This window comes from Cohnella massiliensis (assembly GCF_900169535.1).
Classification (GTDB): Bacteria; Bacillota; Bacilli; order Paenibacillales; family Paenibacillaceae; genus Cohnella; species Cohnella algarum.
The window spans coordinates 335,943-357,288 of sequence record NZ_LT821259.1 but is presented as its reverse complement, the minus strand read 5'-3'; the positions used below and the strand labels follow the sequence as shown (position 1 = coordinate 357,288).

22 protein-coding genes are annotated in these 21,346 nt (G+C 57.9%); 10 read left to right on the top strand and 12 right to left on the bottom strand.

Features of this window, described 5'->3' with window-relative positions; all coding sequences use genetic code 11:
* Positions 1-6: 6 nt before the first annotated feature.
* From B7E11_RS15520 to B7E11_RS15510, 3 genes are read right to left on the bottom strand one after another with little or no spacing between them, the layout of a single operon-like run.
* A complete protein-coding gene (locus B7E11_RS15520) occupies positions 7-693 on the bottom strand; it encodes an ABC transporter permease (RefSeq protein ID WP_080836235.1) in 687 nt (228 codons plus the stop codon).
* On the bottom strand, positions 690-1,424 hold the full coding sequence (locus B7E11_RS15515) for an ABC transporter permease (RefSeq protein WP_080836234.1): 735 nt from the start codon (positions 1,422-1,424) through the stop codon (positions 690-692). The genes B7E11_RS15520 and B7E11_RS15515 overlap by 4 nt, the downstream gene beginning before the upstream one ends.
* A gap of 2 nt (positions 1,425-1,426) precedes the next feature.
* Positions 1,427-2,371, bottom strand: a complete 945-nt coding sequence (locus B7E11_RS15510; protein ID WP_080836232.1) for an ABC transporter ATP-binding protein — start codon at positions 2,369-2,371, stop codon at positions 1,427-1,429.
* A 621-nt stretch (positions 2,372-2,992) separates the two neighbouring features.
* Here B7E11_RS15510 and B7E11_RS15505 point away from each other — a divergent pair.
* The 6 genes from B7E11_RS15505 to B7E11_RS15480 all read left to right on the top strand — a co-directional run bounded on the left by B7E11_RS15505 (position 2,993) and on the right by B7E11_RS15480 (position 8,195).
* Positions 2,993-3,475 (top strand): thiol-disulfide oxidoreductase DCC family protein, encoded by a 483-nt coding sequence (locus tag B7E11_RS15505; protein ID WP_245809742.1) that lies wholly within the window; start codon positions 2,993-2,995, stop codon positions 3,473-3,475.
* Positions 3,476-3,487: 12 nt separating this feature from the next.
* Entirely contained in the window at positions 3,488-4,468 is a 981-nt protein-coding gene (locus B7E11_RS15500; RefSeq protein WP_080836230.1) for a DoxX-like family protein, read from the top strand.
* Positions 4,434-5,111: a DUF4166 domain-containing protein gene (locus B7E11_RS15495; RefSeq protein ID WP_080836228.1), complete on the top strand. Its 678-nt coding sequence runs from the start codon at positions 4,434-4,436 to the stop codon at positions 5,109-5,111. The genes B7E11_RS15500 and B7E11_RS15495 overlap by 35 nt, the downstream gene beginning before the upstream one ends.
* 109 nt (positions 5,112-5,220) lie before the next feature.
* Entirely contained in the window at positions 5,221-6,594 is a 1,374-nt protein-coding gene (locus B7E11_RS15490; RefSeq protein ID WP_080836227.1) for a dipeptidase, read from the top strand.
* Positions 6,595-6,783: 189 nt separating this feature from the next.
* The gene (locus B7E11_RS15485) at positions 6,784-7,512 is read left to right on the top strand and encodes a glycosyltransferase family 2 protein (RefSeq protein ID WP_080836226.1); all 729 of its coding nucleotides are present in this window, start codon (positions 6,784-6,786) and stop codon (positions 7,510-7,512) included.
* 5 nt (positions 7,513-7,517) lie between these two features.
* Positions 7,518-8,195, top strand: a complete 678-nt coding sequence (locus B7E11_RS15480; protein WP_080836224.1) for a glycosyltransferase family 2 protein — start codon at positions 7,518-7,520, stop codon at positions 8,193-8,195.
* A 35-nt stretch (positions 8,196-8,230) separates the two neighbouring features.
* Here the strand turns inward: B7E11_RS15480 and B7E11_RS15475 are convergent, their stop codons facing one another.
* Positions 8,231-9,130 carry a LysR family transcriptional regulator gene (locus B7E11_RS15475; RefSeq protein WP_080836222.1) on the bottom strand — a complete coding sequence of 300 codons (900 nt, stop codon included), beginning with the start codon at positions 9,128-9,130 and terminating at the stop codon, positions 8,231-8,233.
* Positions 9,131-9,256: 126 nt separating this feature from the next.
* Between B7E11_RS15475 and B7E11_RS15470 the strand changes: the two genes are divergently transcribed.
* Positions 9,257-10,510 (top strand): MFS transporter, encoded by a 1,254-nt coding sequence (locus tag B7E11_RS15470; protein WP_080836219.1) that lies wholly within the window; start codon positions 9,257-9,259, stop codon positions 10,508-10,510.
* Here the strand turns inward: B7E11_RS15470 and B7E11_RS15465 are convergent.
* The 7 genes from B7E11_RS15465 to B7E11_RS15435 all read right to left on the bottom strand — a co-directional run bounded on the left by B7E11_RS15465 (position 10,474) and on the right by B7E11_RS15435 (position 17,846).
* The gene (locus B7E11_RS15465; protein WP_080836218.1) at positions 10,474-11,940 is read right to left on the bottom strand and encodes a serine hydrolase domain-containing protein; all 1,467 of its coding nucleotides are present in this window, start codon (positions 11,938-11,940) and stop codon (positions 10,474-10,476) included. The two genes, B7E11_RS15470 and B7E11_RS15465, sit on opposite strands and share 37 nt — an antisense overlap.
* Positions 11,941-11,969: 29 nt before the next feature.
* Positions 11,970-12,806 carry an ABC transporter permease gene (locus tag B7E11_RS15460; protein ID WP_080836216.1) on the bottom strand — a complete coding sequence of 279 codons (837 nt, stop codon included), beginning with the start codon at positions 12,804-12,806 and terminating at the stop codon, positions 11,970-11,972.
* A gap of 17 nt (positions 12,807-12,823) precedes the next feature.
* Positions 12,824-13,588 carry an ABC transporter ATP-binding protein gene (locus B7E11_RS15455; RefSeq protein WP_080836214.1) on the bottom strand — a complete coding sequence of 255 codons (765 nt, stop codon included), beginning with the start codon at positions 13,586-13,588 and terminating at the stop codon, positions 12,824-12,826.
* 30 nt (positions 13,589-13,618) lie between these two features.
* Entirely contained in the window at positions 13,619-14,599 is a 981-nt protein-coding gene (locus B7E11_RS15450) for a nucleoside hydrolase (protein ID WP_080836213.1), read from the bottom strand.
* Positions 14,600-14,617: 18 nt separating this feature from the next.
* Positions 14,618-15,355 (bottom strand): GntR family transcriptional regulator, encoded by a 738-nt coding sequence (locus B7E11_RS30675; RefSeq protein WP_176220780.1) that lies wholly within the window; start codon positions 15,353-15,355, stop codon positions 14,618-14,620.
* 67 nt (positions 15,356-15,422) lie between these two features.
* Positions 15,423-16,787, bottom strand: coding sequence for an amidohydrolase family protein (locus B7E11_RS15440; protein WP_080836208.1), 1,365 nt, complete (start codon positions 16,785-16,787; stop codon positions 15,423-15,425).
* A 12-nt stretch (positions 16,788-16,799) separates the two neighbouring features.
* Positions 16,800-17,846 (bottom strand): ABC transporter substrate-binding protein, encoded by a 1,047-nt coding sequence (locus tag B7E11_RS15435; protein ID WP_139787219.1) that lies wholly within the window; start codon positions 17,844-17,846, stop codon positions 16,800-16,802.
* Between the two features lie 497 nt (positions 17,847-18,343).
* Between B7E11_RS15435 and B7E11_RS15430 the strand changes: the two genes are divergently transcribed.
* The 3 genes from B7E11_RS15430 (at position 18,344) to B7E11_RS15425 (ending at position 19,993) form a co-directional block, all read left to right on the top strand.
* Positions 18,344-19,084 (top strand): transposase, encoded by a 741-nt coding sequence (locus B7E11_RS15430; protein ID WP_245809741.1) that lies wholly within the window; start codon positions 18,344-18,346, stop codon positions 19,082-19,084.
* 20 nt (positions 19,085-19,104) lie between these two features.
* A complete protein-coding gene (locus B7E11_RS30305; RefSeq protein ID WP_245809740.1) occupies positions 19,105-19,443 on the top strand; it encodes a hypothetical protein in 339 nt (112 codons plus the stop codon).
* A gap of 112 nt (positions 19,444-19,555) precedes the next feature.
* The gene (locus B7E11_RS15425) at positions 19,556-19,993 is read left to right on the top strand and encodes a hypothetical protein (protein ID WP_139787218.1); all 438 of its coding nucleotides are present in this window, start codon (positions 19,556-19,558) and stop codon (positions 19,991-19,993) included.
* A 118-nt stretch (positions 19,994-20,111) separates the two neighbouring features.
* Here the strand turns inward: B7E11_RS15425 and B7E11_RS15420 are convergent, their stop codons facing one another.
* Complete coding sequence (locus tag B7E11_RS15420; protein ID WP_080836200.1) at positions 20,112-21,128, bottom strand: AI-2E family transporter; 1,017 nt, start codon at positions 21,126-21,128, stop codon at positions 20,112-20,114.
* Between the last annotated feature and the right edge of the window lie 218 nt (positions 21,129-21,346).

Sequence of the window (21,346 nt, the reverse complement as noted above, 5' to 3'; positions counted from 1 at the left end):
GTCGTGTCAGGCCATCCTCCTTTTGCTGCCGGTCAACACGAACAGCAGGGTAAACATCAGCAGCATGCCGACCGGGACGATCAGCTTCGTCCAAGCCGCTTCGAACGAAGCCAGCGTTATGCCTTCGGCCAGCCAGTACGTGGGCAAAATCATCGCCGCGCGCCGCATGAACGGCGGCATGATTTCCACGGGCCAAAATAATCCGCCTACCAGACATAGTAGCATAATGACACCGCTCATGACGCTGAGCGACGCTTCCTTGTTGCGGAACAGAGAGCACCACGCGAGCGAAAAGCCGATCGCCGTCATCGCAAAGCAGGCAAATAGCAAAAACAGCGCGAACGGAGCGGGAAACACCTCCCCGTGCGCGAGAATTCCGCCGGCGACGGCAACGGCGGCCTGCGCGATCAGCAGCAGCGCATAGGCCAGCAGATTTTGCAGCAAATACCGGAAATGGGTGACCGGCGCGGCTCCGATGCGCACGACGACCCGGCTCATCCGGTCTTCGAGGATGATATGCACCAGTTTGGCCGCGGCGAACAGCTGAACGATGCCGAAGTACCGGTAGCCGACGGGCAGCGGCGACCCCTCGTTCGGCGGCCAAAACATGACGAGCAGCGGGGCGACCAGCAGCAGGCCGAGGTTGTAAACATTCCGCAAGCTTCGCTTGAGCGCGAAAACGAAGATGGTCATATCAGCCTCTTTCTCCCCAGCAGCGCGGCAGCCCCGGCGCATATCGCCGTCGCGGCCAGCAGCAGTCCCAAAAAGACGTAAGCCGGGGCTTTATCCGTCTCGTGAGCCATCGCGAAAATCGCGTTCATCCCGAGCGAAATCGGGTTGCCGTACGTAGACAGAAAATCGAAAAACGGCGTATTCGGCAAAGGAAACATGATGCCCGCAAGCAGCATCGAACCGAGGCCGTAGACCTCGGACAGCCGTTCGGCCGTTTTGAAACGGCGGACCGTCAACACAAGAAGGAGGCATACCAGTTGCGACAGAAACGAAACCGTCAGAACGACGAGCATGACCCAGGGCAAAGGGCCCCAGTTCGCGCCGTAAACCCAGTCGGTAAACAGGATAAGAACGAGCCCCTGAAACGCGCTGAACAGCGTGCTGGCCAGAAGCAGCGAATAGCCGTACGCGTCGATGCGCAGCGGGAGCGAACGCATCCGCCATTTAAACGGACGGAACAAGTCTTCATGAAAATAATGCAGCGTATACGAGCCTCCGATCGTCTGGAAACCGATCACGAAGCTGGCCGCGATCCAGTCCATCCCCGTGCGGCCTTCCCCGCTTGCGCCGATTTGTCCGCTGACGAGTCCGATGACGGAAATGAGGCCAAGCGGGGTAAGAACGAGCAGCGCCATCGCCAAATAGGAGCGCGAAAGCCGCAGCAGCGAGTACCGGAAAAGATGCCAAAACATCGCTATTCCCTCCCGCCGTCGCGCAGCTGCTTGCCGGTCAGCGTCAGAAACACGTCCTCCAGGTTCGGCTTTTCCGCGTTAACCGAGCGAACCCCGCCGGCCTCCCTCGCGATCGCCAGTACCCGGTCGAGCGTATCCGTTCCCGCCCGGGAAACGATCAGCAGCCTGGAGCCGTCCCGCGCGACCGTCTTGACGCCGTGGATCGCCCGCAGCTTGGCGAGCAGCGGCTCGCCGGGCTCCGCCACTTCCAGCGTCATTTTTTCTTCGTGCTGGATATGGCGGACGAGGTCGTCGACCGTGCCCTGGGCGATGACGTGGCCTTGATCCAGAATGACGACGCGGGAGGCGAGCGCCTCGACCTCTTCCATGTAATGCGTCGTATACAATATCGTCGTCCCCCTGCGCCGAAGCTCCCGGACGGATTCGAGAATATGATTGCGGGACTGCGGATCGATGCCGACGGTCGGCTCGTCCATGATGAGCAGCTTCGGGCGGTGGACAAGCGCGCAGGCGATATTCAGGCGCCGCTTCATGCCGCCCGAAAACTTGGCCGGCGTCTTTTTGGCGTGCTCCGACAGCCCGACGAACGCCAGCGTTTCCGCTATCCGCGTCTTCAGCGCGTTCCCCTTTAACCCGTAGATGCCGCCGAAAAAAGCAAGATTTTCCCCAGGAACCATATCTTCAAAAATGGCGATATCCTGCGTGACCAGGCCGATGTCCCGCTTGATGTCGAGAAGGTGGCGGCGCTGGTTTTTGCCGAAAACTTCGATGCTTCCGGAATCGATGCCGACCAGACCCGCCAGGGCGTGAATCAGCGTCGTTTTGCCTGCGCCGTTCGGGCCGAGCAGTCCGAGAATTTCGCCTTCGTGAATATCCAGATCGACATGATCGAGCGCCAGAGCGTTTCCGTACCGTTTAACGATATTGCGCAGCTTCGCGACTTGCATCCGATCCCTCCGTTCGAGACGATTGTCTTCTTTCATTATGACGGGAAGGACGGAAAAGTTTATAGTTACAAATGTAACGATTGCGGCGGAAAAACGCCGCCCCGGGGTACTACATTCCGTAGAACCCTCGTTTTCTTTCGATCTATGCAAGTTGGAACTGCACGCAAAGTCGGCAACGGTCTAAAATAAAACCATCAAGCATGCATGGCGCCGCGGCGGGTTCCATAAAAAAAAGCCTGACGGCGTCCTTGGAAAAACAGAACTCCCGGGGATGGTGAAGGGTGGAGAATTCGGGCGGAAGGTCGAAGCGTGCGCGCGGCATGCGTAATGAGTCCTATTTACCCGACTGAGTGCTGCCGCATACGTCTAGCCGATTCAGATGAGTCATATTTACCCAACTGAGTGCGGCCGCATGTGTCTAGCCGACTCAGATGAGTCATATTTACCCAACTGTGTGCGGCCGCATGTGTCTAGCCGATTCAGATGAGTCCTATTTACCCAACTGACTCCGGCCGCATGCGTCTGTCTGGTTCAGGTGAGTCCTATTTACCCAACCGGCTTCAGCCGCATGCGTCTAACCGGTTCTTTTATTCTGAAAAAGCTGCAAAGGGGGAACCCGGCATGGACATGCATCATGACGACGGCGGGCGCCCTGAGCGCCCCGCATCACGCCGGGAGCTCCGAACGCCCCGGAACGGCGAGCCCGCCATCCTGCTCGTGGACGGGCACTGCATCCTGTGCCAGGGCATAACCCGTTTCGTCGCCAGGCACGATCCGCGCGCCCGCTTCCGGTTCGCCTCGCTCCAGTCCCGGCTCGGAAAGCGATGGCTGGCCGAAAGCGGCATGGCCGCCGACCGCCTCGATACGTTCGTCCTGATCGAACGCGGACGGCATTATACGAAGGCGGACGCCGCGCTTCGGGTATTCCGCGGGCTGCCCTGGCCGTGGCCGCTGCTGTACGGTTTGCGAATCGTCCCCTCCGGCTTGCGCAACGCGGTTTACGATTGGGTGGCGCGAAACCGGTACCGCTGGTTCGGAAGAAGCGAGGCGTGCCTGGTGCCTGACGAACGGCTGAAGAGCCGGTTTCTCGAAGACGAAGAGTAAAGGAGAAGCGTGATGAAAAAAGAACCCATTTACGTGGAGCTGCCCATCCGCGCCGACATGGACGCGCTGTGGCGGCATACCCAGACCCCGGAGCTGCACGAGCGTTGGGATTTGCGCTTTTCCTCGATAACGTATTTGCCCCGGCCGAACGACGGTTCCCCGCAGCGGTTTCGATATCGGACGCGGATCGGATTCAGCCTCGACATCGAGGGAACGGGAGAAACGAAAGCGCGGACGGATTTGCCGGACGGCGGACGGCTGTCGACGCTGCGGTTCGGCTCGGAGCAAACCATTTCGCTCATCCGGAGCGGCGGCGGCTACTGGCGCTACAAGCCTGCGGGCGAGGGCGTCGTCTTTTCCACCCGGTTCGATTACGAGACGCGGTTCGGCGCGGCCGGACGCCTGTTCGACAAGCTGCTGTTCCGCCCGCTGTTCGGCTTCGCGACGGCGTGGAGCTTCGACCTGCTTCGCCTTTGGCTGGAGCGCGGGATTTCGCCCGCGTCCCTCATTCGCCAGGCTCTCGTTCATTACGGATGCGTCGCCGCGCTTTCGCTGCTCTGGCTGTATCAAGGCCTCGTGCCCAAGCTGCTGTTCGCCGAAACCGGAGAGGCGGAGCTGCTGCGGACGGCCGGCTTGTTCGCCGGCTTCGAAACGGAAGCCGCCTACGTTCTCGGCGCCGCCGAGATGTGCGCCGCGCTGCTGATCGCGGTCCTGCACCGCCGCCGCTGGCTGTTCGCGCTTCATGGCGCGGCGCTCGCCATTCTTTGCGCCGTCGCCCTCGCGACGGCGCCCGAAACGGCGGCGGCTCCGTTCGGCCCCGTCCCCCTCACCCTATCCATGCTCGGGCTCGGCTCGCTCGCCGCCCTTACGCTTCGGGACTTGCCGGACGCCGGACGCTGCAAGCGAAAGCCCGAGGCCCCAGCCTTGTCCAACACCCCCTCGAACGGAGGAACGCGCGATGACATCCATTTATCGGCAAGCATTGGGAACTGATTTCGATCGGCTTCACCCCCGCATCCGGGAGCGCTTCGGCTTCGGCAGCGAGGATGGCGTCGCTTCGGTCGGCTTCGGGGTCATGGACCGGATCTGGTATTCCAAAATGGCCGCGCTGCCGCTTCATATCGGAACGTACCGCCGCATCCTGTTTCCGCAGGGCGGGGTGCGCGTACCTTTTTCCATCGACAACTACGCTTATAAGGACGGCTTCGGCCGGGAAACGGTCACCTGGTGCCGCTCCTTCCGGTTCCCTGATGCCGTGCGCCGGTTCGACGCCACGATGATTTACAGCCGCAAGCGCGGCAAAATCGTCGATTATCTGGGGACGAAGCAGCATTTGGCGGTCGACCTCGATGTATCCGTGGCCGAAAACGGCGGCATCCGCATCCGCTCGGGCGACCAGCGGTTTTACGAAGGGCGGCTCGCCTTTCGTTTTCCCGCGCCGTTTACCGGCGTTGCCGACGTTTGCGAATGGTACGACGACCGCCAGGAAACGTTCAAAATATCGGTTCAGGTCGTCAATCCGCTGATCGGGACCGTGTTTCGCTACTACGGCCGTTTTCAGGCGCAGCTGCGCGAGGTGGGGCCGGGCGGCATTCCGGCGGACGTGCTGCCGATGCGGGAGGAGATCCGGGAGTGACCCGGAGGGTTGCAGCGCGCGCTGCTTTGCGAACGGAGCATTTTCTATGCCGCGCAAGGAATGGTAAAATCAAGGGAACCCCATCCATTTCCGAAAGGATCGTGTTCCCATGAGTTACGCGGATTATTTCGCCGGTCAGCGCGAGCGGCATTTGGACGAATTGAAGCAATGGCTGGCCATTCCGAGCATCTCCGCCTTGTCGGAGCATAAGAAGGACATCCAGGCGGCCGCAAGCTGGCTCGCCGACGCCTTGACGAGGGCGGGTATGGAGCAGGTGGAAATCCATCAAACGGACGGGCATCCGATCGTGTATGCCGAGCATATGCACGCGCCCGGAAAGCCCACGCTGCTCATTTATGGCCATTACGACGTACAGCCGGTCGATCCGCTGCATCTGTGGACAAGCCCCCCCTTCGAACCGGAAATCCGCGACGGCAAGCTGTATGCGCGGGGAGCCACGGACGACAAGGGGCAGCTGTTCTTGCATATCAAAGCCGTAGAGGCGATTTTGCGGCAGGAAGGAAAGCTCCCGGTCAATATCAAGTTCTGCATCGAAGGCGAAGAGGAAATTTCGGGCAAAAGCCTGCCCCAATTTTTGACGGCCTATAAGGACAAGCTTTCGGCCGATGCGGTCGTCGTTTCGGATTCCTCGCTGCTCGAGCGCGGCAAGCCATCCATTTGCACCGGACTCAGGGGCCTCTGCTCGATGGAAGTGACCGTATCGACCGCCAATACCGACCTCCATTCCGGATCCTACGGCGGCGGAGTGCCGAATGCGCTGCACGCGATGGCGTCGCTGCTCGCCTCGCTTCACGACGAAAAGGGCCGCGTCGCCGTGGAAGGCTTCTACGAAGGCGTTCCCGAGCTGAGCGAAATGGAGAAGGCCGATATGGCCAGCTACAATCCGGACGAGCGGAAGCTCGCGGAAAAGCTGGGCCTGGACGCGCTGTACGGAGAGGAGGGCTTTTCGTTCGCCGAGCGGATCGGGGCAAGGCCCACCCTGGAAGTGAACGGCATGTACGGAGGGTTCCAGGGAGAAGGCAACAAGACGGTCATCCCGAAGGAAGCCCACGCCAAAATCACGTGCCGGCTCGTGGGCGGCATGGATCCGCAGCGGACGCTTGACCGGATCGAACGGCATATGAAAGCGTACATCCAGCCCGGCGCGAAGCTTCATTTCAAACCGGGCGAGAAAGCGCTCGCCTTCAGCTGCGATCCGACCCACCCTTTGCTGCAGCTGGCAGCCGACGCCTATGAGGAAGTGTACGGCGCGCGCGCCGTATTCACGAAGGACGGCGGCTCGATCCCGGTCGTGGCGACGTTCGCCAGCGTCCTGGGCGCCCCGGTCGTCATGATGGGCTTCGGCCTTCCGGACGAGAACCTGCACGCGCCGGACGAGCATCTCAACCTGGACAATTTCGATAAAGGGCTGCTGACGCTCGTCAACTACTTCCGCAAGGCGGCGCAAGAAGCCGTTTTTTGACCGTATGCCCACATGCATGCGCAAGCCCCCTCTCCCGCCGGGGCGGGTCAAGCGCCTTTGGAAAAAGGATGGACGAATTGCCGTTCATCCTTTTTTTGCCGATTTGACGCGCCGCCCGCCGTTCCCCCCTTCCGTTATTTTCATATCGTAATATGACTTTCTTTTATCCGACACGGAGGGGCTGATCGCATGGAGGCCCGCCAAGGCTCCGCGAACGCCCGCAAGGGCGTTTCCATCATTACGTGCACGAAGCGCCGGAACTATTTGGGGAACCTGCTGCAAAATTACGCCAGGCAGCGCTGGGCCAAAAAGGAGCTGATCGTCGTCGTCAACGCCGATACGATCCCTCTTGCGCCCTATCTCGAGCTGGCCAAAAAAGCGAAGCGCGTCCGCATCTACCGCCTGCCGGAGCACGTTTCGCTCGGCGCCTGCCTGAATTTTGCCGTCCGGCAAGCGAAATACGATTATATCGCCAAGTTCGACGACGACGACTATTACGCCCCCCTGTACGTAAGCGACGCAGTGCGGGCGATGGAAAAAACGGGCGCCGACATCGTCGGCAAACGATCTCACTATATGTACTTGAACGGAACGCGAACGCTCATTCACCGGTTCCCGGGCGACGAAAACCGGTTCGTTTCCAGGCTTCCGGGAGCGACTCTCTTTTTCAAGCGCGCCGTTTTCCGCAACGTTCGGTTTCCTCATCTCAACGTCGGGGAGGACGACCGTTTCTGCCTTCGAAGCAAAAAGAAGGGATACAAGATTTATTCCGCGGGCAAGCGCCACTTCGTCGCCATCCGCAGGAAAAATTCGTCGGGACACACCTGGATCGTCAGCGACAAAGAGCTGATTTCCCATCATCGGACGATTCCGAACGTGAAGGACTACAGACGGTTCGCGCAAGGCCGGAAGGGGTAACGGACATGCGTAAGGTAACGGTTATCACATGCACGAAGAGGCCGGGCCAGCTGCGGAATCTTAGCTACAAGAACAAGGAGTTGATCGTCATCCTCAATCATCGCGATCTGAGGAGGAGCGATTACGAAGCGGCGGCGGCCTTGTACGGCAACGCGAGAATTTACCGGCTTCCCGAGAAGGCCACGCTCGGAAGCTGCCTGAATTACGGCGTGCGGATGTCCGATTCGCCGTATATCGCCAAATTTGACGACGACGATTACTATTCGCCGCATTATTTGGCGGAATCGATGCGGATCATGGAACGGACGAAAGCGGACATCGTCGGAAAACGGGCCCACTTCATGTATTTGAACGGCAAAAAGACGCTGCTGCTGCGCTACTCCCGCATGGAGAATCGCTTTGTCCGTCTCGTGCAGGGCGCGACGCTGCTCGCGAGACGGCGCGTATTCGCCAAAGTGACGTTCCCGGACCGCACCCGCGGCGAGTGCGTCCGGTTTTGCGCGGACAGCGCGGCCAAAGGCTTTAAAATCTATGCCGGCAGCCGATATAACTTCGCCGCCGTCCGCCAGCCCGGTTCGAAGGGCCACACCTGGATCGTCAGCGACAAAAAGCTGCTGGCCCGGCTGGCCAAGGCGATCAAGGCGGCCGATTTCAAAACGGCGGTCACCCGGGAAGTCCGGTAAAGGCCGAATTTCCCTTCTTGGCCTGCGCGATCCGTCTAAATACTTCCAACAGACCCTGTTTTATCGAACATTTCTAATACGAACCTTAAAAAAAGACCGGCCGTGGGCGGCATGTACCGGTCCTCGACCCATGCGACGCCCATCTGCCTTCGGCAAGGGGGATGGTCAACCGGCAACAACCTCAGCCGGTTTTCGTCCAATCCTTGCACCCCAGGGATCAGCGATACCCCGAGCCCCGAAGCGGTCAAACCGGCTACCGTATGCACCTCGTCCCCTTCGAATACAATCGACGGGGTTATCCCTGCTTCTTTAAGCAGATTGTCGGCAATCGTTCTCAGGCCGTATCCTTTTTTGAACGTAATCAACGGTTCGTCCCGAATTTCTTCAAGCCGGATGCTATTCCTGTCCGCCAGCCCATGGCCGGCGGGGACGGCGACGAACAGTTCCTCGGTCCACAGATGAGCCCAACGGAATTGTTCGGCCGCTCCGGGGGACGCGATCATGCAGATATCGATGCCCCCTTCCGCCAGTTGTTCCAGCAACGACGTCGTCGTGTTTTGGGACAATTTAACGCGAATTTGCGGATGGCGCTCGCGGAAGCCCCTTAACAAATCGGGGATGACGGACATGCCCATCGTATGCAAAAAACCGAGGGATACCTCCCCGGCCTCCGGATCCAGCATCCTTTGGAGCTCCTCCCTCCCTTCCTCGTACTCCCTCATCATGTTGTCTACGCGCTTCAGAAACCGACGTCCATACCGATTCAGCACGATCGAGCGGCCTTGACGTTCGAAAAGCGGGACGCCGAGCTCCTTTTCCAATCTCGAAATGGCCCGGCTCATGGCCGGCTGGGTGACGGATAACCGCTGCGCAGCTGCGGTCATATGCTCCATATGCCCTACCACATAAAAATATTCCAGCTGCTGCCACTCCACCGTGTTTTTACCCCCGTCGTCCTCATGCCCGCGAGTTATCGTAGACATAAGCAGAATGCATTGGACCCGCCCGAATATCGGCCCCTATACTGAATTCGTAACCGAAACCGAATTGGAGCGAAAAACATGCCGCATCTAGTAAAAAAAAGCCGAAACGGTCGGCGCATTTCGCAAAGCGTCGGGCTGGGCAGCATCGTGACGTTTGCCGTTCTGTACAGTCCACAGCCCGTCGCTCACCTTCTCTCTGCGGAATGGAACGTCTCTCCCGCCGCCGCTGGAGCCTCGATATCGGTCGCCACATTCCCGCTCGCGTTCGCGGCGCTTCTTGTCCCCGCGCTCTCCTCGATATGGGGAAGAGTGGCGATCATGCGTTGGTCGCTCGTATTCGCCTCCGTTTTCGCCATCCTGTCGGCATTCGCAGCGAACGTTCAGCAATTCCTCGTTTTCAGGCTGCTGATTGGTCTATCCGCCGCCGGGTTTCCCGCCGCGGCGATGGCCCATTTGACCGCCGAATTTTATTCGAAGGACGCTATGCGGCAAATCGGTCTTTACGTCGCCGGAACGGCTGTCGGAGGCTTTGCCGGAAGAATGCTGGTCGGCGCGGGGGCCGACCTGTTCGGCTGGCGGGCCGGCGTGCTCGCGCTGGGCGCCGCTAGCCTTGGCTGCAGCATCGCGTTCTGGCTCAGGCTGCCGGAATCTTCGAACGGCCGCCCGCGAAGCCGCCCCTTCTTCGGAAGCTGGCTGATCGGCCTACGGACAAGCTTTTCCTCACGCCGGCTGCTGGCCTTGTATGCGATGGGCTTTTCGCTGATGGGCGTTTACGTCGCCATATTTAATTATATCGGTTATGCCCTGAACGTCACCCCTTACTCCATCGGGCAAACGGCGCTAGGCCTGCTGTTCGTCGTCAATCTAGTCGGGACGTGGAGCTCCGTGCTGTTTGGCAGGCTGGCAGCCCGCCGTTCGCGCCGCTTTGCGCTTGTACTGGCGACGCTGATCGCGCTCGGCGGCATCGCGCTTGCCGGGCTGGATTCTCTGGCGGCAAAAGTGGTCGGCTGCGGCGCGGTCGCGTTCGGTTTCTTCGCCGGGCATGCAGTGGCAAGCGGCTGGGTCGGCCTGCTTGCCCCCGGCCAAGCCAAGGAATCCGCCCCGGCGGTTTACCTGCTTTTTTACTACGCGGGTTCGAGCATCGTCGGCTGGACGGGCGGCATCGTTCTGCGCCAGTATGGCTGGGACGGCCTTGTCGGCGCCGGTTTCGTCCTGCTCGCGTCGACCTTGGCGACGACGTATCCCTTGCTTCGGACGGCCTTTTCGACATCGCCGGCCGCGGTAGGGGAACCGGCTCACACGAACTCCCCGACCCACTCCCGGCGTACTTGAACGTGATCGAAATGCACGTACTCAAGATACAGCCGGCTGCCGTCGAACCTGCACGTCAGCCGGTTGCGAACCGGCGTCTCCACCCGGCATACGTCGATGACCAGCTCGCGATCCGAAAGCCACGTTCCGAGAGCATAAGAGAGTTCGCCGGCAAGCACGTTCTCCCCTCGCCACCCGTCGAAGCCGAACGAAAGACGCCGCTCCCTGCCTTCGGTCCGCCAGACAAACGACCCCGATGCTTCGCCGAGCTGCAGTGCTACCTCCGTAACCTCGTCTTCCTTGTTCCGCGCCAGGCAGCGGAAGCTTCCGGCATAGGCTGCTGACCGCTCCGGGCGCGGCTCGGCGATCGACAGCCCCTCAAGCTCCCGTTCGAGTTCCGCGGACGCCGCGCCGGAGTCGGCGGGAACGCCGTCCAGGCTTGGCAGAAGGTGCTCCCACACGAGGTCGAGCACTCCCTGCATGTCCGCAGTCCCTCCGTTGATGGCGACGACAGCGTCGCGGTCGGGCAGGACGACGCAGAACTGTCCCATCGTACCGTCCCCGCGGAAAGCGTTATGCCGGCACTGCCAGAACTGGTAACCGTACCCCTCCATCCAGTCCGGAAACCGGTCCGGGGGAAGATCGTTCGTCGCGGAATCCGTCTGCGGCGCCGTCGCCGCCCGAATCCATTCCGCCGAAACGATGCGCTTGCCGTCCCACATGCCCTCGCCAAGAAGAAGCTGGCCGAGCTTGGCGACATCTTCAAGCCGAAGCCGCAGGCCCCAGCCTCCGATCGTGCCGCCAAGGGGGCACCGCTCCCAGGACGGGCTGCCGATGCCTAGCGGCCGAAACAGCCGCTCAACGGCATAATCCTCCAGAAGGCGGCCCGTCGCCTTCTCGATGACAGCAGCAAGCATATGGCTCGCCCCGCTGTTGTAGAAAAAACACCTGCCCGGCCTGGCCGCGGCCGGTGTTTCGCAAAAAGCGCGGACGAAGTCCCCGTCCTCGCGGTTGCCAATGCTCCGGATCAGCTCGTCTTCCAAAAAAGCGCGTTTTAGCTTTGACGTCGTTAAATTGCGGTCGTGCCCGGTCGTCATCGTCAGCAGATGCTCGACTGTCAGGCCTTCCATGCCGGATTCCCGGAACGCAATGGCGTATTCCGGAAAAAACCTGGCGACGGGATCGCTCACGGACAGCATGCCTTCGTCCGCGGCGATTCCGGCCGCGATCGATACAAAGCTTTTCGTCAATGAATTTGCGATGTGGGGCCGGTCCGGCCCGTAAGGCCGCCACCACCCTTCCGCGGCCACGCGGCCGTGCCTGAGCAGCATAAAACCGTGAAGGCCGATCTTCCGCTCGTTTGCCGCGCGGACGAATGACAGCACGCCGGAAGGCGCCACGTCTGCCTCTTCCGGTTTCGCCCGCGGCAGGGACGTATCATGATGCAGCATGTCTCGGTCGCCTCCTTTGCCTTTCCGGTTTACGATTTCATTTCCGACTCGTGCCACGATCGAAGCAAACGATTGCTCGCGGCGTTGATCGCGAGGAAAAATCCGATGCCGAGTAGCGAAGAAGACAAGCCGCACGCGAACAGATACGACGTCTCCAGACGCGAGGCCGCGACCGTAATCGAATAGCCAAGCCCGCCTTTGCCGCCGCCGATTCCCGCGATATACTCCCCGACGATCGCGCCCATGATCGACATCGAACAGGAGATTTTCAGTCCGCCCAAAATATACGGAAGCGCGGCCGGAAGCCTCAGCTGAAACAGTGTTTGAAGCTTCGAGGCATTGTAAAGGAAAAATAGATTTTTCAGGTTTTTGTCCGTCGAATTCAGCCCGATCAGCGTATTGGAGAATATCGGGAAAAAGCTAAGCAGGAACGAAATCGCAACGATCGCATTCATCCCCGCCCCGAACCAGATCACGATAATCGGCGCGACGGCCACGATTGGCACCGTCTGTAGCACGATCGCGTAGGGATAGACGCTGCGTTCTACCCACTTGGAGCAGGCGAGCAGCATTGCGAGGCTGATGCCGAGCGCGAGGCTGATCGCGAAGCCGAAAAGCGACTCGACAATCGTCGTGCCGACCGATTCCAGCAGCGCTCCCCGCTTCGCCAGAGCGGCCTGCCAAATATCCGACGGCCTGGGCAGCAAGTATTTGGGCGTTCCCGTCAAGGAAACGAGCAGTTCCCACAAGCCGACGACCGTTACCAGCACGAGGAGGGGCGGAACGATCTTTTCCAGTAAAGCTGCGCCCAATCCGCGCAAACGGCGGTTCTTTTCCCTTCGTACGGCGATTGCGGCATTTTCCATGAGTCAGCTCCTCCTTTTCAATGTTGCAGCGCTTCGGACACCCTGCGCACGTATTCGCCGAATTCAGGCGTCGTGCGAAACGCCTCTTCCCGCGGAAACGGCGCGTCGATGTCGATGACCTGCGAGATTTTGCCCGGACGGGGCGTCATGACGATTACCCTCGTCGAGAGGTAGACCGCCTCGAACACGTTATGCGTAATAAACAGCACCGACATGCGATCGCTCTGCCGCCAAATGCGGAGCAACTCGTTCTGGAGCGTCTGGCGTGTAATTTCGTCGAGCGCTCCGAACGGCTCGTCCATCAATAACAGGCGCGGCCGGGCGACGAGGGCTCTGGCAATGGAAACCCTCATCTTCATGCCGCCCGACAGGTGACCCGGGAGGGCTCTGACATAATCCTTCAACCCTACCAGCTCAAGCACACGCACGGAGTACTCCGTCCGCTCCCTGCGGGAGACGCCCCGAAGCTTGAGCGGCATCGCCACATTGTCGACCAGCGTCGCCCAAGGCAGCAGGGAATGCTCCTGGAACACAAAGGCCACCTCGTTTTTTTTCCGAGCTTCCCTCGGGTCCGTGCCCAGGACGGACAATTGTCCCGAAGTTTGGCCAGTCAAGCCTGCGATCATATTGAAAATCGTTGATTTGCCGCAGCCGGAAGGACCGACAAAGCTCAGGAATTCTCCCTCCTTGGCATGCAGGGATGCGTTCTGGATCGCGACGTTTCCGCCCGGATACACTTTTCCTACATCGTCAAGCTCTACCAGCAGACCGCTGTTTGTCATCTTAAGCTCCTCCTTGTCGGACGCGATCGGTTAAACGGCTTCAAACCCGCGGTAATCGCCGGACAGCATCGCTTTCAACATCCGGAAAAACAGGTCGAAATCCGCTTCGAGACACACCTCGACGTTCGGTTCCCCGCCCTTCCAGAACGGATTCGGCTCCGGATGGGGACGCGTGTCGATCGCATAGTAGCCGCGATTTTGTCCGCTCTGGCACTCCACCTCCGCGTAATAGCGAGCCGACTTCGTCATCACTTCGTTGACTAGGCAAATGGCGGTTGTGATCGAGTCCGGGTGGGTAATGCCGTCGATTCCGCCCAGTTCCCGGTTGAACCGGAGGGCGGAGCGGTTGATCTGCTGGTAAAAACGGGCGAGCGGCGTATCGATCGCTTGCAGCTCCCGCAGATGCTCTCCGCCGGCAACGCTGTGTATGCATGTGATGTCCCAGCCGACCGTCGTCGCCGCAAAGCCCGCCTGCAGAACCATTTGCGCAGCTTCGGGGTCGGCGTAAAAGTTAAACTCCGCGGAGGGCGTAATATTCCCCTGAAAATGCCGGGCGCCTCCCATAATCCACAAGTGCTTCACTTTGCCGGCGATCGAAGGGTCGAGCATATAGGCAACCGCAAGGTTGGTTAACGGCCCATGGGCGATGATTTCCAATTCCCCCGGATAGCGGTTGACTATTTCGACGATCGCTTGAGCCGCATGCCCGGACTGCGGCTTGATGCCCGGTGGGGGGAAATGGCTTTCGCCCATTCCATCCGACCCGTGGACGAACGATGCCGCAATACGGGGACGCAGCAAAGGACGGGCGCAGCCCTCATAAACGGGCACTTGCCGTTCTCCCGCCCACATTTCGACTGTCGTCAGAGCATTGCGAGTACACATGTCCACCGGTATGTTGCCGTGCACGGTAGTAATGCTTTCGAGCTTGGCGCCCGGCCAGCGCAAGGCGAACAACAAGGAAGTGACATCGTCTCCCGCCGTGTCCGTGTCGATCAGCAATCGTTTCATCTTGGAAGTCAGCTCCTGTCAATATAAATGGCGGCGCAAAATGCCGAAATCGATGAGGCCCGGGCAGTAAAGTTCGCTCGAAGCGAACAGGGGAACGTCGGATTGGGCATAGCCGATGTTCTCGAACGAAAGCAGGGGCGTGCCTTCCGGCAATCCGAGCAGACTGGACAGCTCGCCGTCCGCGCTCTTGGCGACAAGGCTGGCGACTCCGTAGGCAACCGGGCCGAGGCCGTACTCCGTCAAAAAGCGGAACGTATCGACTGATTTCAGCTTGGAAATGTCGCCTTCCCCCGGAAGGATGGACAGCGGCACAATGTCGCGGCATAAGATGGCCGGCTTGCCGTCCGCCGTAAACAGCTTGCGAACCGTTACCGACGCTTCTCCCGGCTTCGCGTTCAACGTTCGGGCAAGGTCGGGCGGCAGCGGGCCCTTTTCCAGCTCCAGCACCTCGATGTCCGCCGCGAACCCGGAATTCTCGATCAACGATTTGAATTCCACCCAGGCATCAAGCCGGGCGTGAATACGGGCCGCGACAGGATTGACGAACGTTCCGAGCCCATGACGGCGATGGATCAGCCCTCCCGCTTCGAGATCGCCCAAGGCTGCCCTCACCGTCGCGCGGCTGACGCCGAGCATGCCGGCGATCCGGCCCTCGGAGGGCAATCTTCCACCGTCTTCGAACCGCTCCTCCCGGATGATGGCAATGATCGATCTTCGCGTCTCGGCTACTCTGGAAGGGGCCGTATGGTTTTTCATCTTTGTCTCCTTCGGCGTTTTCGCGAATGTCGGACGTCTGACATCCGACATCCTTCGAAAAACGGAATTACAAGCGCGAACTCGGAAAAACAAACTCTTTCGGCACGAAAGCTTCCCTTCTGGCAAGCAGTTCTTCGACCGCTTGTTGGGCGTCCGCCATAATCGCCTCCACATTGCCGGTGAGCAGGCGCTTTCCCTCGACGAGCAGCTTGCCGTCCACCATGACCGTGTCCACGTCCTGGCCGCTTGCGGAGTAAACCAGATTGCTGACGATATTGTCGTACTTGCCGGTCAGAAACGGGGCCAGATGCGGCTTTTTGAAGTCGACGACGATGATGTCCGCCTTTTTGCCGATTTCCAGCGACCCGATCTCCCTGTCCAGCCCCAATGCCTTCGCTCCGCCCATCGTGGCCATCCGCAGCACCTCCCCGGCCTTCATCACTCGGGCGTCCAGGCGGCTGACCTTTTGCAGCAAGGGAACAAACTTCATTTCCTCCAGCATGTCCAGGTTGTTGTTTTCCTTGACGCCGTCGGTGCCGATGCCTACGTTGATGCCGCGCTCGAGCATGGCCGCGACAGGCGAAATGCCGGAAGCGAGCTTCAGATTGCTTACGGGGCAATGCGCCACGGACGTGCCCGTTTTTTGCAAAAGATCGAGCTCGGCTTCCTCCATCCAGACGCAGTGCGCAAGCACGGTGCGCGGTCCGAGAATGCCTCTGCGATGAAACAGTTCGACCGGCCAAACGCCGAACTTGTCGTGCAGATCCCGCGCCATCCGCTTTGATTCTTCTCCGTGGGTATGGATGCCGACGCCGTACTTTTCGGCCAGCTTTGCCGCTTGCTTATATGCGTCTTCGGTGCAATAGGCCAGGTGCTCCAGTCCGATCCAGACATGCACGCGCCCGTCCGCCGTTTCGTGCCGCTCTTCGATCAGTCGGACGTTTTTGTCCATCGATTCAAAGTAGAGGTAGGGGGGATTGTCGGCCACGTAGGGAGACAGTACCGCCCGCATGCCGAGCGTCTCCGCGGCGTCCGCGCTCCGGTGCATGTACCGGTACATATCCAGCACCGTCGTCGTTCCGGCAAGGAGCGATTCCGCGTAACACAACATGGAGGCGGCGTGCGCTTCCGGCTCCGTCAGCGCCCGATGCTTCGGGTCGACGTGCTTGGCCAGCCATTCGAATACCGGCATGTCCTCCGCCGTTCCCCGGATCAGCCCGGAGTGCAGGTGCAGATTAACGAGACCCGGAAGAACAGCCTTGCCTGCGGCGTCGATAACGTCCGCTCCCGCGTATTTGACTGAAAGCTCTGCCGAAGGACCGATATCCGCAATGCGTCCGCCGCTTACCAGAACCGCGCCGTCATGCCAGATATCGTTCGCGGAGTTTACGGTAAGCACGGTTCCTCCCGTAATCAAATAGTCTTTTTTCATGCTTGCACCTCTTTAGTTTTGGGGTAAAAATTCCGTCGTATAGGCCTTGCTCACGTCCAGAGACGTATCGATCAGCCCGGCTTCCGCCATTTGGTCTTTCAGCGTGCTCCAGCGTTCGTCGCTCATGTACAAGACGCCATGCTCCGCCGCGTCGCCCCCGTAAATATAATCCCGTGAAGCTTCGGCGCTGTAGTCGAACATCTCGATCGGCGACTCCTCGTTGAAGGTCCGGATGTACTCGTTCATTTCCTTGTAATTGTCCTTGTAGTAATCCCAGCCTTTTTTCGACGCCTCCACGAAGGCTTTGACGATCTCCGGATTTTCCGCGATATATTGCTCCGACGTCACAAGCAGCATCGAGTACGGATTAAAGCCGGATAAATCGGATATCGGAACGGCTTCGAATTCGAACCCCGACGATAGCAGGCTGTAGCCCTCGCTTGTAACAAAGCCCTGGTTCGCCGAACCTTTATCGGTCATAAATGTCGCCATCGAGCCGGTATAAGCGATTTCCTTCACGTCCCGGGGGGCGAATTTTTTCTTGATATACTCCCAGTACCCGATGCCCGGCGTCAGGTAGATTGTCCGGCCGTTCAAATCCTCGGGATCGGCGATCGAATCGCCTTTATGGCTGAAGAACACCATCGGGCTTTTTTGGAAAATTGATGCCACCGCCACGATGGGCAGCCCCTCCTGTCTGGCGAGAAGAACCTGGTCCGCGCTTGCCATCGCAAATTGGTACTTGCCCGAGGCCACCAACTGGACGCCGGAAATTTGCGGGCCTCCGGGATCCAGCGTCATATCCAGTCCCGCTTCCTTGTAATAGTTCATTTTCATGGCGGCGTACTGTCCCCCGTGCTCCGCTTCCGCATACCAGTTCGTCACCTGCGCGACCTTCGTCAATTCCGACGGAATTTCGCTTGGGGCGGCCGGCGATTCCGCTTCTCCCGAAGCGCTCGACGAAGCCTGCGAGACTCCTCCGCTTCGGTTCCCTCCGCAGGCAGTCAAAGCGCCGACAAGCACAAGCGAAATCATACAAATAAAAAGCCTGTTTCCCACTCTGCTCACTCCTCTTTTCCATTATCTCGAAATCGATCCTGAACTTCGGATTATTCGGGAACGATTATGTAAGTATTCATAACATATAAACCACGCAAATGTAACGGAAAATAAAATAATTAGAATTAAGCACAAAAAAGCGAAACTAAAATCAGAAACGCTAACAATAATTCAACCTATTTTCAGCATTTAATGTTATTTTTACCTATATATTTCTAGTATTTGGTTGTTAATTTTACATAACATGTTCATTATGAAACCAATTCCCCCAATGTTATGTAAACAAAATGTGAGTTTATTTCCGCCGCAAATATCGTTAGGCCAATTCGCCCGACCTAATGAAAATTCCTCCTTTCGCCCGCATTCTTCCTTCTGATTCCCTCCTCAAATTAAGTATAAAAGTGCAAAAAAAACTACGACAGCATAATCAACTAACAGGATTTTCCTGGAGGATGTCGAATACATAAGGGACACAAAATAAGTTGGAGTGTGCCCTTATGCTTTCGAAAAATCGCCTCGGCGCCGCGCCGAAAATCAATTTCCGACCCGAGTTGACTAACTGCCCGCATTGCGGGGTCAAGCTTAAGCGATCCCATACCGCCTGGAACAAAAAAATCACTACACTAACTGGTGTTATTCATGCCTGGAGCATGGCCTACATGTGTCCTAATGCAAGCTGCGTTCACACAGGCGTAGCCTATAAATCAGCGGAAGCCGAAATGCTGAGCATGAAGTATTCTTCTTATGGCTACGATGTGCTCGGCCTCGTTGGGGAGTTGCGTTTTAAGCAGCACCGCACGTGTAAAGAGATTGCAGAGTTGCTAAACGAGCGCGGGATTGTAGCTAGTGAGCGATATGCGCAAACACTCTATGAACGCTATCAAACCCTGCTGGCGGCCAGTCTTGACGAGCATGTAAGACAAAGCTTGGCGGAAACCACGGCACAAAATGGCGGCATCATTCTCTCCATGGACGGCGTCCAGCCGGAAAAAGGAAATGAGATGCTCTATGTCATTCGAGAGGTGTTCAGTGGCACAGTTTTGGCGGCTCAGAACATGAAAAGCGGAGCCGCTGGCGAATTACGCAGCCTCATCGAGCCAATTATTGAGTTGGGCTTCCCCGTCTTCGGAATCGTCAGTGACGGACAAGTTTCCATTCGTCATGCATTCGAAACTCTTCTGCCGGTTGTGCCGTATCCCAGTACCACTACCTTAAAGATATTGCCAAACCTGTTGTAGATGCGGATCGCAAACTCAAGATGGAGCTAAAGAAGAGCATGCGCGGCTTGCGGGAAGTCGAAAGGAAGATCGAGCAAGTTGAGAAGAATGCCGTGGAAGCTGCTCAAGCAAACGAAGGCGTAGCCACAGACACTTCATGTGTTAGGACGGAAACCATTGCAAGCGAAGCGCAGGTTGCAAAAGGTTATGTCGCTGCGGTTCGCGCTCTGCTTCTGGAGGACGGGGAACCGCCGCTCAAATTGCCCGGGATGCTTATTTATGAACGAGCTCAAGCCATACAGGCGTCGCTTGTGCGGTGCTTGACTAAAAAAAGAGCCTCATCTCCTCCAAGGTCTGGTCAGAATTTTCAGCAAACTTGATGAGCAGGCCACCAGATATGCGTCTGTCGTTCGCTGGGCTACACCGCTAGCCCATATCGCGGCTACCTTGGCGCCAGACGAAGACAAGACGAGCGAAACGGTTGAGTGGGAAATGACCCAATTGCTCGGGTGGCTGAAACAGACTTACATCGATGAACAGGATGCCCCTATGGTGACCACTGTACTGAACTACTCTCGCGGCTTCTGGAAGGGACTGTTCACTAGTTACGATCACTACCACATCCCTCGTACGAACAACGATCTGGAACAGTTTTTCCGCCGAATGAAGGCTGTTCATCGCCGAATTACTGGGCTACGCAATTGGAACAGCTACATTGTGCGTAATGGAGAAATGATTGTACTTGTAGACGATGCACTTCGACAAAAACACATCATCGCCCGTTTAAGAACGGTGGGCTATGAAAAATATGCAACGCGCAAAGCACGATGGGACCGGCGGCTATCCGAAAGCGTTCAGCGTAGAAGATTTAACCGCCAGCCCATCGCTTTTCTAGAGAAACTGGAGGCACAATGGGATCAAATTATGTGAGTTAGTTAATTGTGCCGTCGTAGAAAAAAAAACGCGCCTTTGCAGGTGCGTCGATAATAGACCGCTTTTGGCTTGCACGACCGTTTTGCTTTGACCGCCGTAATTCGCCAACTCGCATTCAAGCTTTCGTTTCCGATTGGTCCACTTCGAGCAGATCGAGCAAAAACATGAAAATCGGAATGCCGATGATCAGTCCCCAAATGCCCATATAATGCTGGGAGAATATGAGGATGATGAACGTGTAGAACATCGGAAGCTTCGTTTTGTGGGCGTAGAGCCTGGGGTTAAGAAAGTACGTTTCCACCGCGTGGATGGCCAAAATCATGACGACGGTCCACAGCACCAGCGAAAAGCCGCCGACCTGGTAACCGATGATGCCGATCGGGATGAAGGAAATGACGACTCCGGCGACCGGAATGAGGCTGAGCAGAAACACCATGATCGTCAGCGCGAACAAATAAGGGAATCCCATAATCCATAAGCCGATCATCGTAAACGCGGTGTTGAAAACGGCGATGAGGAGCTGCACTTCGATCACTTTGCCGAAGGACGAGGTGAACTTCCGGCTGAAATATTCGAATTCGCTGTACACCCAGCTGATTTTGCTCGTGCGGAACTTTTCCGTAAATTTGACGATCTTGCCCCGCTGCAGCAAATAAAAAAAGCTTAAAATCAGGACGATCAGAATGATTTCCAGCCACTTGCCGAGCTTCCCGATGTAGTGGATGGCGCTTCCAAAGTATGCCTGATAGTCCACGTCTCCCTTTTCCAGGGCGTCGATCATCTTCTGAACGATCTCGTTGCTGTTCGGCGTCGTCAAAAACCGTTCGATGCTCAGAATCAAATCGCTGACCTGGCTGATGATTTTCGGGACGTAATTCGTGATTCCGTAGACAAGCCCTCCGGCGATCAGCACGTACAGCAGGACGACGACCACGGTGGACGATACCGGAAAGAAGCGGTTGAGGCCTTTCGTAACCAGGCTTTGCAAACGGCCCATGACGAACGTCACGAGGAACAGAAGCAGGAGCAGGTTAAGCATATGGCGAAGACTGAACAGCAGCAACACGACAAGCAAAAGAAATAAAATCCTTCGAACCCCGGTCTGGGCAAAAAACGTTCGCAGCGCTTCCATCGACTTCCCTCGTTTACATTCGTCTAAATCCTTTTTACGGGTAAAAGGATCCGGCGTTTCACTTTCGTTCACGCATTTCCTCCGTTCTCATTTTAGAGTACCCCTTTTCGATAAGCGAGGCAAGCTGAGAGGCCGCCTTTCTTTCGTTAATCGTGAATCCGCAGTTTCGCGGTTTCGTTGACTGTGGTTACGCCCTTCCCTTTGCGGCCTCCCGTTCG